Genomic DNA, 13,421 nt, shown 5'->3' with positions numbered 1-13,421 from the left:
CGCGCGAGGAGGTTCGGGCGCGACGCCTGTGCCGACGCGTAGGCGACGCTGCCGGTGTAGGACAGCACAGGCGCGCGCGTCGTCACAGCGCGGCGTCGAGCCAGGCGTCGGCGTCGCGCTCGAAGGCGGTGCGGACCGTCTCGTTCCCGATCCGCTCCAGCACGTCGGCGACGAAGGCGTGGGTGAGGATCGCCTGCGCGCGCGCGCGCGGGATGCCGCGGCTCTGCATGTAGAACAGCGCGCGCGGATCGAGCTCGCCCACCGTCGCGCCGTGTGCGCACTTCACGTCGTCGGCGAAGATCTCGAGCTCGGGCTTCAAGTTCACCGTCGCGGTACGGTGAAGCAGCAGGCCGCGAAGCGATTGCTCGCCATCGGTCTTCTGCGCGTGGCGCGCGACCTCGACCGCGGCGGCGAGGCTCGCACGGCTCCGGTCCGCGGCGACCGCGCGCCACACCTGACGCGATGAGCCGTTCGGCTGCGCATGGTTGACGCGGACGGCGCATTCCTGCGCCTGGGTTTCGCTCGTCAGCAGCGCGCCGCCGTACTCGGCGAACGCGTTCTCACCCGACATCGTCAGTTGCGCGTCGACGCGGCTGCCCTGCCCGCCCGCACCCAGAAAGGTGGTGACGAGGCTCGCGGCCTCGCCCACGTCGGCCTCCTCGCGCAGCGACGCGAAGCCCGCGGGCTGGAGCAGGCGAACGCTGCGCATCAGGCGAGCACCCTTGCCGAGACGGGTGCGGGTGTAGCGGTTGGCCCAGCCGGCGCCGACGAACGTCTCGACCACTTCGCCGACCGCATCCTCGGCGAGCACGATCTCGGCCGCCAAGTGGTTTTCGCCCGCCGTCGCGACATGGACGATCTGGACCGGGTCGGCGGCGGCCTGCGCGTCCAGACGGAGCGACCAGCCCTTGCGCGCGTGGCGACCGAGCGCGTGGTCACTCCCCGCCACCTCGCCCAGCGTCACTGCGCCGAGCGTCGAGGCGCCTTCATCGAGCACGCCGTCGACGAACAGCAGCCGTGCACCGGGTAGGTCGAGGAAGTCATGCTCGGGCCGCGCCACCGGCGCCATCGCCGCGGCGGCGGAGAGCGCGCCGAGATCGGCCCAACGCCACGCCTCTGCGCGGTTGGAGGGGAGTTGGAGGGTGGTCATCGGATCGTCTCCGCTGCGGGGAGCGGGTTGATCGAGGGAGCGTGCAGCAGGCGGTGCGCTCGCGGCGCTCCCCCTCCACCGGCTTCGCCGGTCCCCCTCCCCGTGCCGGGGAGGATATTCATGCTATCACCTCCGCGTAACCTTCGCGCTCGAGCTGCTGCGCGAGTTCGGGGCCGCCGGTGCGGGTGATGCGGCCGTCGGCGAGGACGTGGACGACGTCGGGCTTCACGTAATCGAGCAGCCGCTGATAATGGGTGATGAGCAGCACCGACTTGTCGGGCTGGCGCATGATGCGGTTGATACCATCGCCGACGATGCGAAGCGCGTCGATGTCGAGTCCAGAGTCGGTTTCGTCGAGGATCGCAAACTTCGGGCTGATGATCCCCATCTGCACCATCTCGTTGCGCTTCTTCTCGCCGCCCGAGAAGCCGACGTTGACCGGGCGCTTGAGCATCTCGGCGTCCATCTCCAGCCGCGCGGCCTCCGCGCGGGCGAGCTTCAGGAACTCGGCACCCGACAGCGGCTTCTCGTCGCGGCTGCTACGCTGCGCATTCAGACTCTCGCGCAGAAACTGGACGTTCGACACGCCGGGGATCTCGACCGGGTACTGAAAGCCCAGGAACACTCCAGCGGCGGCGCGCTCGTGCGGTTCCATATCGAGCAAATCATGGCCGTCGAAGGTGATCGAGCCTTCGGTCACCTCATAACCGGGCCGGCCGCCCAGCACGTAGCCGAGCGTCGACTTGCCCGCGCCGTTCGGCCCCATGATCGCGTGGATCTCCCCCGCGTTCACTTCGAGCGAAAGGCCCTTGAGGATCGGCTTGCCGTCAATCTCGGCGTGGAGGTTTTCAATCTTGAGCATGTTTTATCCAATGAAGCCGGCGAACAAGAAGTACCCAAACACGAGAGCTATCGAGGATGTCAGCAATGCACTGAACGCCATCAGCGAAGTCGAAAGCCAATAGGTGACTGGCTCATGGGATCGCCGGTATCTAGCCCATTTAACAGTAGCGACTTTGTCACGCGCCGACACATAGAAGCGCCACCACATGAAACTTGCCGCACCGGCAAAGAACAAAATGTACAGCGCCGCGACGATCACCCCACACTACCCTCAAGCGAGATTCCCAGCAGCTTCTGCGCCTCGACGGCGAACTCCATCGGGAGTTGCTGCAGCACCTCGCGCGCGAAACCGTTGACGATCAGCGCGACCGCCGCCTCCTGATCGAGCCCGCGGCTCATCGCGTAGAAGAGCTGATCCTCGCTGATCTTCGAGGTGGTCGCCTCGTGCTCGATCTGCGCGCTGGGATTGCGCACCTCGATATAGGGGATCGTGTGCGCGCCGCACTGATCGCCGAGCAGCAGGCTGTCGCACTGGGTGAAGTTGCGCACGCCTTCCGCGGTCGGCGCGACGCGGACGAGCCCGCGATAGGTGTTGTCGCTGCGCCCCGCGCTGATCCCCTTCGACACGATGGTCGAGCGGCTGCCCTTCCCCAGATGAATCATCTTGGTGCCGGTGTCGGCCTGCTGGCGATTGTTGGTCACCGCGACCGAGTAGAATTCGCCGACGCTGTTCTCGCCCGCGAGCACGCACGACGGATATTTCCACGTGACGGCCGAGCCGGTCTCGACCTGCGTCCACGACACCTTGCTGTTCTTGCCCTGGCAGAGCGCGCGCTTGGTCACGAAATTGTAGATGCCGCCGACGCCGTTCTCGTCGCCGGGATACCAGTTCTGAACGGTCGAATATTTGATCTCGGCATCGTCCAACGCGACGAGTTCGACGACGGCGGCGTGAAGCTGGTTCTCGTCGCGCATCGGGGCGGTGCAGCCCTCGAGGTACGACACGTAGCTGCCCTTGTCGGCGACGATCAGCGTGCGCTCGAACTGGCCCGTATTCTCCGCGTTGATGCGGAAATAGGTCGACAATTCCATCGGGCAGCGGACGCCCTCGGGAATGTAGACAAACGTGCCGTCGGAGAAGACCGCGGAGTTCAAAGTCGCGAAATAATTGTCGTGCTGCGGCACGACCTTGCCGAGCCACTTGCGTACCAGGTCCGGGTACTCGCGGATCGCTTCCGAGATCGAGCGGAAGATGACGCCCGCGGCCTCCAGCTCCTTGCGGAACGTGGTCGCGACCGAGACGCTGTCGAACACCGCGTCGACCGCGACGCGGCGCTTGGGCTCGCCGTTCTCGTCACGCTCCTCGACGCCCGCGAGCATCTTCTGCTCGGCGATCGGAATGCCAAGCTTCTCATAAACGCGCAGGATCTCGGGGTCGACTTCGTCGAGCGAACCGAGCTTGGGCTTCGCCTTGGGCTCGGCGTAATAATAAGCGTCCTGATAGTCGATCGGCGCGATGTTGAGCTTCGACCAGTCGGGTGCCTCCATCTCGAGCCAGCGCGCATACGCCTTCAGCCGCCAGTCAAGCATCCACTCGGGCTCGCCCTTCTTGGCGGAGATGTAGCGGACGGTGTCCTCGCTCAGCCCCTTGGGCGCGAAGTCCTGCTCGATGTCGGAGGAAAAGCCCCACTCGTACGTCTTGGAGACGGCCGCATAGGCTTCGGCGTTCTTGGTGGCCATTATGCCAGCACCTTCGTGGGAGTTGGGGGAGCGGGCTCGACCGCGAGTTGCGCGAGCGTGACGCCCGCGAGTGCGCCGCGCACCGCTTCGTTGACCGCGTTCCAGTGCGGCTTGACGCGACACGCGCCGGAGAGGTTGCAATCGTGGTCGCCCGCGTCGACGCAGGCGGTCATGACGATCGGCCCCTCGACCGCCTCGACCACGTCGGCGATCGTGATCGCGGACGGCGGCCGTGCCAGCCGGAAGCCGCCGCCGGTGCCGCGCACGCTGTCGATCAACCCTGCAGCGGACAGGCGACTGACGAGCTTCTGCGCGGTCGGCAGCGGCACGCCAGTCTCCTCCGACAAGAGCGTCGCGTTCAATCGCGCCACACCACCGCAATGACGCGCAGCTGCGGTGAGCAGCACGACGGCGTAATCGGTGAGTGATGACAGGCGCATGTTGCGAATAATTCTCAAATCGGAGCGGATTGTTCCGATTGGCAGATGGCGCGCGGGTGAACGAAAATCAAGCCGATGCTGCGGTGCGAAAAGCTCGATGACCGTGATCGACCGCGCGTCGACGAAAAAAAGCCCGGCGGGAGTGCCGGGCCTGAGTGCAAGGGCGTCGCGGAACGAAGCCCTTCGGGTCGCAGCCCCCTTTGAGCACGGTCGCGAGCGGAAGTATTGGACGGAAGCAACGCCTGTGCGGTCGTTCCTTACAGATCGCGCGGCGAAATGCCGGTTTGATCGCGCGGGCGTGATCGGCGAAGAAGCGCGCCATGCCCGATACGATGCGCCTGCTCCGCCTGCTCGACGCCGAACGAGCCCATGTGGCCGCGGTGCGACTGCTGTCCGCCTGGGGCGCGACCGGTGCACCGATGCGGCCGCGCGTGCCCCGGCTGGAAACACGGGTCGCGGGGTTGACCTTCGCCAACCCGCTCGGCCTCGCCGCGGGGGTCGACAAGGACGCGCGCGCGATCCCGGGCTGGTTCGCGCTCGGGTTCGGCGCGGTCGAGGTCGGCACGCTTACCCCGCTGCCGCAGCCGGGCAATGCGAAGCCGCGGCTGTTCCGGCTGGAGGAGGACGGCGGCGTCATCAATCGCTTCGGGTTCAACAACGGCGGACAGGCAGCGGGCATCGCGCGCGCGGCGGCGGCGAAGCGCGGCGGCGTACTGGGCATCAACGTCGGCGCAAACAAGGATGCGGCCGACCGCGTCGCGGATTACGTGACCGGGGTGACCGCGGCGGCGCGCGTCGCCGATTACGTCACTATCAACATCAGTTCCCCCAACACGCCGGGGCTGCGCGACCTTCAAGAAGGCGCGGCGCTGCGCGACCTGCTCGCGGCCGCGGGCGCAGCGAAGGGGGCGACGCCGCTGTTCCTGAAGGTCGCACCCGACCTGACCCCGGCGCAGATCGACGACGTCGCGCGCGCGGCGATCGAGGGCGGGGTCGATGCGCTGATCATGGGGAACACCACCGTGTCGCGGCCCGCGCTCGTCTCGCGCCACAAGGGCGAGACGGGCGGGCTGTCGGGCGCGCCGCTGCGTGCGCTGGCGCGCAAACGATTGCGCGATTTCCGCCGCGCGACGGGTGCAGAACTGCCGCTGATCGCGGTGGGCGGCATCGACACGGGTGCGGAAGCCTATGCGCGCATCCGCCTGGGCGCGAGTTTGGTGCAGCTCTACTCGGCGATGGTCTACGGCGGGCCCGGCTTGCCCGCGCGCATCCTGCGTCAACTCGACGTGTTACTGCGCCGCGACGGGTTCGCGTGTGTCGCGGACGCGGTCGGGGCGGGTGCGGTCGGGGCGGGCGACTGACCCCCTGATCCGCGGCGCAGGCACTGCCTCGACCACCACCTTGCCCTCGCGGCGCGGATCGTAGCCGCCGTCGTAGCGATTGCCCGCGCGCACAATCATCGCGTGGACGCCCGAATCCTCGCCCTGCCCCGGCTTGAGCGCGACGCCGCGCGCGGCGAGGCCGGCGAGCACCGGCGGCGAGAATTTGGTCACTTCGCCCTGGAACGCGTCCCCGCGCGCGACGAGATTGGGCTGCGCGAGCGCCTGCTGCGTCGGCAGGTTCCAGTCGACCGCGGCGACGAGCGACTTGGCGACATAGGCGAGGATCGCGTTGCCGCCCGCCGATCCGATCGCGCCGGCGAAGCGGCCCTCGCGGTCGAGCAGGACGAGCGGCGTCATCGACGAGCGCGGGCGCTTCCCCGGCGCGACCGCGTTGACCGCGACGCGACCGTCCACGTTGCGCGGCGCGAACGAGAAATCGGTCATCTGATTGTTGAGAAAGAAGCCGTCGACCATCCGCCCCGAGCCGAAGATCGATTCGACGGTCGTCGTCATCGACACGACGTTGCCCGCCCCATCGCCGACGATGAAGTGCGAGGTGCCGGCGGGCTCGCGCGTCGCGTCGGGCGCCGCCGCCGGCGCACCGCGCGGCGTGCCCGCCACCGGTGCGGGGCCGGCGCGCGGACCGATCAATCGCGCGCGCGCGTCGAGATAAGCGGGCTCGATCATCCCCGCGACGGGTACCCGCACGAATGCGGGGTCGGCGACGTAGCGGTCGCGATCGGCGTACATCAGCCGGCTCGCCTCGGCGAAGAGGTACCATCCTTGCGGATCGTTCGGCGCGCGCTTCGCGATGTCGGTACGCTCGAGCAGGCCGAGCAGCTCGATCAGCCCGACCCCGCTCGCGGGCGGCGGCGCCGCGCAGACGCGGTACACCCGCCACGCGCCGCACACCGGCGCGCGCGCGACGGGCGCGTAGGCGGCGAGATCGGCTTCGCTCAGGCTGCCGGGTAAAGGCGCCGCCCGCACGCGCGCGACGATCCGGCGCGCGGTTTCGCCACGGTAGAGCGCGGCGGGTCCCTGCGCGGCGAGGCGGGTCAGGAAGTCGGCGTAGGCGGGATTGCGCAAGCGGTCACCCGCCTGGAGCAGCCCCCCGCCCGCGCGCGCGAAATAATGCTGCACGTCGGGCGCGGACAGTTCGGCATAGCTGCCTTGCAGCATGTGCGCGAGCCGCGGCGAGACGACGAAGCCGTCGCGCGCGGTCCGCTGCGCGTCGTCGAACAGGACGTTCCACGCGAGCGCACCGTGGCGGCGATGCGCCTCGGCGAGCATCGCGACCGCACCCGGCACCCCGGTTGCACGCCCCGACAGGACGGCCTGCGCGAACGGCAGCGGCTGTCCGGTCGCGGGGTCGAGGAACATGTCGGGCGTGGCGCCCGCGGGCGCGACCTCGCGGCCATCGTACACCGTCACGTCGCGCAAACCCGCGTCGTAATAGGTCATGAACGCGCCGCCGCCGATCCCCGAACTCTGCGGCTCGACCAGCGACAGCATCGCCTGCACCGCGATCGCGGCGTCGACCGCGCTGCCGCCGCGCCGCAGCACCGCCATCCCGGCATCGACCGCGAGCGGATTGGCCGCGACGACGAAACCGGGCGTGCGCGGTGCCGCGATCGTATCGGGCGCGGCGCGCTGGACGCCTGGCGGCAGCGGCGCGCACGACGCGAGAAGGAACGTGGCGGCGGCGAGCAGACGGGAGCGCATGGGTCGGCGATAACGTCCGCGGATCGACGCGTCCACGGCGGGTGTCGGGGTGAGCGTCGCACGACCGCCGCCGCGTTCCCGGCGAAGGCCGAACCCCCGATCGCCGCTGCCGGTCCCCCGGCACACTAGCGTCGCCGGGCACCTACCCCTAGAGCGAGGCGGTGATGCGGCGCAGGGGGCCGCGCATGGGAGGATGATCGGTGACACGCAGGCTTGAGCATTTCCCCAATCTGGTCGCGATGTTCTTCACCCGCGCGGCCGAGAAGGGCGACGCGCCGTTCCTTTGGGCAAAGCGCGACGGTGCCTGGACCGCGATCACGTGGCGCGCGGCGGCGGAAAAGGTCGCGCGCCTCGCCGCGGCCCTGACCGCGATCGGGGTGGAGCGCGGCGACCGCGTCATGCTGGTGAGCGAGAACCGACCCGAATGGTGCCTGTCCGACCTCGCGATCATGGCGGCGGGCGCGGTGACGGTGCCGACCTACACCACCAACACCGAGCGCGATCACACCCACATAATCGAGAATTCGGGCGCGAAGGCGGTGATCGTCTCGACCGACAAGCTCGCCAAGACGCTGATGCCCGCGATCCTGCGCTCGATCCAGCCGCAGATCCTGATCGGGATCGACCCCGTCCGGCTGGGGCAGACGCCGTTCGACGTCTACGACTGGCAGACGCTGATCGACACACACCCGGCCACGATCGAGGACGCGCGCACCAAGGCGGATTTCGCGCGCGAGGACCTCGCCTGCATCATCTACACCTCCGGCACCGGCGGGGCGCCGCGCGGGGTGATGCAGCACCACGGCGCGATCCTGCACAATGTCGCGGGCTGCTCGGCGGTCGTCGCGGAGGATTTCGGCTGGGGTGACGAGGTGTTCCTGTCGTTCCTTCCGCTCAGCCACGCGTACGAGCACACCGGCGGGCAGCATTTCCCGATCGGGATGGGCGGGCAGATCTATTATGCCGAGGGGATCGAGAAGCTCGCGGCGAACATCGAGGAGGTGCGCCCGACGATCATGTTCGTCGTGCCGCGGCTGTTCGAGGTGCTCCGCACGCGGATCTCGAAGGCGATCGAGAAACAGGGCGGCATGTCCGCACGGCTGCTCGCCGCCGCGCTCGATATCGGTGCCAAGCGGTACGCGGGCACGCTGCGCCTCGCCGACCGGCCCAAGGCGCTGCTGGTCGACGCATTGTTCAAGCCCAAGATCGCGAAGAAATTCGGCGGCCGGATCAAGGCGATGATCTCGGGCGGCGCGCCGCTGACGCCCGAGGTCGGCGTGTTCTTCCAGTCGCTCGGCCTCACCTTCCTGCAAGGCTACGGCCAGACCGAAGCGGCGCCGGTGATCTCGTGCAACCGGCCGTCGGCGGGCGTGACGATGGACGGGGTCGGCCCCGCGCTAGACGCGACCGAGGTGCGGATCGCGGAGGACGGCGAGATCCTCGTCAAGGGCGAACTCGTGATGCACGGTTATTGGCGCAACCCGGCGGAGACCGCGCGCGTGCTCCACGACGGCTGGCTACACACCGGCGACATCGGCGAGATCGACGCCGCCGGCCGCATCCGCATCACCGACCGCAAGAAAGACCTGATCATCAACGACAAGGGCGACAATGTCGCCCCCGCCAAGGTCGAGGGGATGCTGACGCTCCAGCCCGAGATCGCGCAGGCGATGATCACGGGCGACCGCAAGCCGCACATGGTCGCGGTGCTGGTGCCCGATGCCGAATGGACGCAGGACTGGGCGCGCGCCAACGGCGTGTCGGGCGGGTACAAGGGCCTGATCGACAACCAGGATTACCGCGCCGCGCTGCAAAAGGCAGTCGACCGCACCAACCGCGATCTGTCGGTGATCGAACGCGTCCGCCGCTGGGTAATCGCGGACGAGCCGTTCACGATCGAGAACGAGCAGCTGACCCCGAGCCTGAAGATCCGCCGCCACGTGCTGCGCCAGATCTACGGCGAACGGCTGGAGGGATTGTACAAGAGTTGAACCGGGGCTGAGACATGGCGAGGCCGTTGCCTCGCCCGCTTTGTCGGCGCGCTCTCATCGATAGGCGCGACCCGCCTCCTGTTATTTCGCGCCGTTAGCCGCAGCGGGAGCCGTCGCCGCCTTCGGCATGACCGCGAGCGTCCAGTCTTTTTCCGGGCGCAGGTATTTGGCGGCGGTCGCCTGTAGCAGTTCGGGGGTGATGCTCGTCATGTCGGTGACGATGCTCTGCGTCGCCTCGAGCCGTTTGGGATCGTAGCTGCCGCCCTGCATCTGCATCAGCCAGAACTGGTTCCCCGACGACGCGCGCGACATATACTGCAGCATCGGGACGATCGTGCGCTTGAGCTCGTCGGGACCGATCGGGGTCGACACGAGCTCGGCTGCGATCTGGCGCGAGAGCTGGAAGAATAAGGGCACGCGGTCGGGTGCGACCTGTCCCAGCGCGACGAGCCGTCCGCCACCGGGAAGCCCGGTCGGCCACTGGCTCTGCGCGCTGGGCGAATAGCTCGCGCCCGCGATCGAGCGAAGCCGTTCGAACAGGCGATCGGAGAAGACCGCGGCAAGCACGTCGAGACGGCGCGCCTCGGCGTGGTCGGCCGAGCCGCCGCCGGTCGGCCAGGCGATCACCGCCGCCGCCTGCGTGTCGGCGCCGTCGTGGGTGAGCAGCACCGGCGTCGTGTTGTGCGCGGGGAAGCGGATGGGTGCGGCGTTCACCGGTGCGGGGGTACGAGGCTTGAGCGCGCCGAAGCTCTTGGCGATCGCGGCGATCGCCTCGTCCGCCTTCACGTCGCCGAACACGTCAACCTCGATCGGACCGGTCGCGAGCAGCGGTTCGAACAGGCGGCGGAAGTCGGCCGCGTTCAGCGCCTCGATCTGCGCGAGCGTCGGCGTGCCCCAGCGCGGGTCGCCGTCGCGCAGCAGCCGCTCGAGATCGCGCGACAGTACGCCGTCGGGCGATGACGACAGCCCGGCATAGCCCGCGAGCGCGGCGGCGCGCGCGCGTGCAACCGGTTGCGGGTCCCAGCCCGGTGCGGCGAGCTTCGCGGCCATCAACGTCAGATTGTCGGCATAATCGCCCGGCGTCGTGATCGCGCTGAAGGTGAACGCGTCGTCGCCGATATCGAAATCGAGCCCCATGCGGCGGCCGGCGGTGAGCTGGTCGAGATCGCCCTGCCGCAGCCTGCCGATCCCGCTCGCCACCAGCGCGTTGTCGCCCGCCCAGGCGACGGTCGGCTTGTCACCCGGCAGCGCGAGATTGCCGCGTCCGAAACGCACGCGGACGTAGACGCGGCCCGTCTCCGACGTGTTCGGATACAGCAAGGCGCGGACGCCGTTCGAGAAGGTGACCTGCTCGATCCCCGGATCGGCGGAGACGGTGGCGCGCGCGGTCACCTTCCCCGGAGCGCCGAGCTTGGGCACCTTCGAGAAATCGACCGCAGCCTGCTGGCTGCGCTTGCCCGCGAGCTTCGACACGTCGGCCTTCAACGCGGCGGCGAGCTTGGCAGCGGCGCCCGCGTCGGGCGTGCGCGTGTTAAGCAGCGCGCGGGTCACGTCGCCCTTGAACAGGCGATTGGTCGATTCGAGCATCGCCGCGGGGGTGAAGAACCCTTTGGCGCGCGCGTCCTGCAGGATCTTGTACGACGTCTCCGGCCCCGCGACCGTTTCACGGATGTCGAGCGCGCCGACCATGTCGTCGGCCTGTTTCGATCCCGCCTCGACGCGCGACGTGGCGACGTCGTTCTTCATCGCGGCGTCGAACTCGGTCAGCTCGCGGTCGACCTCGGCTTGCGTCGGCGCGGTCGCCATCGCGTCGGCGATCACCGCGCGCACGTCTTTCAGCGCCGCTTCCCAGTCATCGCCCAGCGGGACGATGTTGGTGAAGGTGCCGTTCGCCGAACGCGACACGTCGTCGAGGCTGACCGAGGCTTGCAGGAAGCTGCCGCCGGCGCGCGCGCGCGTTTCCAGCCGGCGGTTGATGACGCGCAGCGCGACGAAATCGACCAGCCGCTTCTGGTTGAAGATGATCGTGTCGTCGCGGTATTCCCACGGGCGCAGCACCGCGGTCGCGACGATCGGGGGGAGTGACGGTTCGACCACGGTTTTGGTCGGCGCGGCCTTGGGATCGGGCTTGCCGAAATCGGGCGCGGGCACCGACGGGCCGTGGCCGGTCCAGCTCGCGAAATTCTTGACGATCAGCGTCGCGGCGGTCGCGGGGTCGATGTCGCCCGACAAGATCACGACGGTGTTCTCCGGCCGATACCAGCGGTCATGGAACGCCTGCACCGCCGCCGGGGTCGCCGCCTCCAGCGTCTTGATCGTCCCGATCGGCGAGCGGTCGGCGAGCGGTTGGCCCGTGAAGAAGGTCTGGCGCAGCGCGTCGCCGTAGCGGACCTGCGGCCCCGGCGCCTCGCGCTGTTCGGCGAGCACCGCGGGACGCTCGGCAGCAAGCCCCTGCGCGGTGATCGCGGGCTCCTGCATCATGCCGGCGAAGATCTTGAGGCTCTCGTCGAGGTTCGCCTGCGTGGCCCCCGGCAGATCGAGCTTGTAGACCGTCTGCGTCGGGGTGGTCGACGCGTTCGAGTCCGAGCCGAAGGTGGCGCCGAAGCGCTGCCACACGCGCTTCGCCTCACCATCGGGCACGTATTTGGAACCGCGGAACGACAGATGCTCGATCAGGTGCGCGAAGCCCTGTTCGTCGTCCTTCTCGTACAGCGACCCGGCATCGATGCGGACGCGGACCGCGACCTGGCCGGGCGGCACGCCGTTCTTGCGCACCGCGTAGCGGAGCCCGTTGGGGAGGCGGCCGAAATACCACGCCGGATCGGGCGGGATGTCCGATCCCTTGAACAGCCACGGTGCGGTATCGACCTTCACCGAGGCGGGGTCGACCGGGGTCGCATCGGGCGTCGACGGCTTGACCGCAGGAGCAGGCTTGCCGTTCCCGACGCGCTGCCCGGCGGCGGCCGGGACGAGCGCGGTGGCGAGGAGAAAGGCGACGAGCGGCTTCGACAGCGCGCGTGCGGAAAGACTCATATTCGCCGTGTGTAGGCCCCCCGCCGCGTGTCCGCAACGCCCGCACTGTGCCGGGCCCACGCGATAAGCCGCGGGGAAACACATGCTTACCCGCACGCGCGCCGTCGCTCACGCTTCGCCGCACCGATGCCATCATTTCGTCGCGTTGCCGGCGTAGCAGACCGCTGCGACCCCGGACACGCGCATGACCGGGGCGGATCGAGCGAAACAGTGGACGTTGCCATGATTGCAGAAAAGGTCGTCGAACCCCGCACGTGGCAGCGCAGCACGGTCGCAACGGCGACGGCGACGGTCGTTTCAAACCTGAACGTCATCTCCGGCGCGCCCGCCGCGGGCGCAGCGATGCAGGCGGAGCGCAACCGCCCGCTGATCATCCGCGTCGGCAAGCATCTGCGCGGTATCTTCGACCGCTTGATCGCGGGATCGTCGCTGGTGCCCAACGACCCCGTCCTCGACGTCCGCGATTTCGCGTGGACGCAAGGGCTGCGCGATCACTGGCAGGCGATCCGTGCCGAGGCGACCGCGGTCGCGCTCGTCGGCAACGCGGCACCCAGCCTCGCGACGATCTCGCCCGACCACCGCTCGATCGCGGAGGTCAACAAGTGGCGGTCGTTCTTCCTGTGGGGATACGGCTATCCGATCCACGACAATCTGGCGCGCTGCCCGCGCACCAAACAGGTGATCGAGGCGATACCGGGGCTCAATTCCGCCTTCTTCTCGATCCTCGCACCGGGCACGCACATTCCCGCGCACCGCGGGGTCAGCAAGGGGCTGATCACCTGTCACCTGGGATTGATCGTGCCGCGCGACGGCGACGTCCGCATGCGCGTCGACGACCGGGTCGTGCGTTGGTCGGAGGGGCAGACGCTCGTGTTCGACGACACCTACGATCACGAGGTGTGGAACGACACCGAGAGCACGCGGGTCGTGCTGCTGATCCAGTTCGAGCGGCCGCTGCGCCAGCCGGGCAAGTGGTTCGCCGACCTGTTCCTCGGCTTCGTCAAGCGCAGCGCGTTCGTGCAGGAGGCGCGCGACAACGTCGCCAAGTGGAATGCGGCGGTGAAGCAGCTGGACGTGTGAAGGCCGGGCACGCGCGCTGAAACGATCGCTTTCGCGCAAC

The 13,421-nt window shown here is 68.8% G+C and carries 9 protein-coding genes; 3 read left to right on the top strand and 6 right to left on the bottom strand.

Annotated elements, in window-relative coordinates; genetic code table 11:
• Positions 1-82 precede the first annotated feature (82 nt).
• The 4 genes from KZ810_RS03770 to KZ810_RS03755 all read right to left on the bottom strand — a co-directional run bounded on the left by KZ810_RS03770 (position 83) and on the right by KZ810_RS03755 (position 4,173).
• On the bottom strand, positions 83-1,150 hold the full coding sequence (locus tag KZ810_RS03770) for a SufD family Fe-S cluster assembly protein (protein WP_219767621.1): 1,068 nt from the start codon (positions 1,148-1,150) through the stop codon (positions 83-85).
• Between the two features lie 118 nt (positions 1,151-1,268).
• Positions 1,269-2,012, bottom strand: coding sequence for a Fe-S cluster assembly ATPase SufC (gene sufC / locus KZ810_RS03765; protein ID WP_219767620.1), 744 nt, complete (start codon positions 2,010-2,012; stop codon positions 1,269-1,271).
• A gap of 236 nt (positions 2,013-2,248) precedes the next feature.
• A complete protein-coding gene (gene sufB, locus KZ810_RS03760) occupies positions 2,249-3,733 on the bottom strand; it encodes a Fe-S cluster assembly protein SufB (protein WP_219767619.1) in 1,485 nt (494 codons plus the stop codon).
• Positions 3,733-4,173, bottom strand: a complete 441-nt coding sequence (locus tag KZ810_RS03755) for an SUF system Fe-S cluster assembly regulator (protein ID WP_219767618.1) — start codon at positions 4,171-4,173, stop codon at positions 3,733-3,735. The genes sufB and KZ810_RS03755 overlap by 1 nt, the downstream gene beginning before the upstream one ends.
• A 320-nt stretch (positions 4,174-4,493) precedes the next feature.
• Here KZ810_RS03755 and KZ810_RS03750 point away from each other — a divergent pair, with 320 nt between their 5' ends.
• Positions 4,494-5,534 (top strand): quinone-dependent dihydroorotate dehydrogenase, encoded by a 1,041-nt coding sequence (locus tag KZ810_RS03750; RefSeq protein WP_219767617.1) that lies wholly within the window; start codon positions 4,494-4,496, stop codon positions 5,532-5,534.
• Here KZ810_RS03750 and KZ810_RS03745 read toward each other — a convergent pair.
• The gene (locus tag KZ810_RS03745) at positions 5,463-7,277 is read right to left on the bottom strand and encodes a gamma-glutamyltransferase family protein (RefSeq protein WP_219767616.1); all 1,815 of its coding nucleotides are present in this window, start codon (positions 7,275-7,277) and stop codon (positions 5,463-5,465) included. The two genes, KZ810_RS03750 and KZ810_RS03745, sit on opposite strands and share 72 nt — an antisense overlap.
• A gap of 239 nt (positions 7,278-7,516) precedes the next feature.
• Between KZ810_RS03745 and KZ810_RS03740 the strand changes: the two genes are divergently transcribed.
• Positions 7,517-9,268: an AMP-dependent synthetase/ligase gene (locus tag KZ810_RS03740; protein WP_219767742.1), complete on the top strand. Its 1,752-nt coding sequence runs from the start codon at positions 7,517-7,519 to the stop codon at positions 9,266-9,268.
• Between the two features lie 81 nt (positions 9,269-9,349).
• Here the strand turns inward: KZ810_RS03740 and KZ810_RS03735 are convergent, their stop codons facing one another.
• The gene (locus tag KZ810_RS03735) at positions 9,350-12,301 is read right to left on the bottom strand and encodes a M16 family metallopeptidase (RefSeq protein ID WP_219767615.1); all 2,952 of its coding nucleotides are present in this window, start codon (positions 12,299-12,301) and stop codon (positions 9,350-9,352) included.
• Between the two features lie 210 nt (positions 12,302-12,511).
• Here KZ810_RS03735 and KZ810_RS03730 point away from each other — a divergent pair, with 210 nt between their 5' ends.
• Positions 12,512-13,381 carry an aspartyl/asparaginyl beta-hydroxylase domain-containing protein gene (locus tag KZ810_RS03730; protein ID WP_308461476.1) on the top strand — a complete coding sequence of 290 codons (870 nt, stop codon included), beginning with the start codon at positions 12,512-12,514 and terminating at the stop codon, positions 13,379-13,381.
• The last annotated feature ends 40 nt before the right edge of the window (positions 13,382-13,421 follow it).

Source organism: Sphingomonas citricola (assembly GCF_019429535.1).
GTDB lineage: Bacteria > Pseudomonadota > Alphaproteobacteria > Sphingomonadales > Sphingomonadaceae > Sphingomonas > Sphingomonas citricola.
Note: the sequence above shows the minus strand (reverse complement) of the source record. Positions and strands in the feature narration are given on the sequence as shown.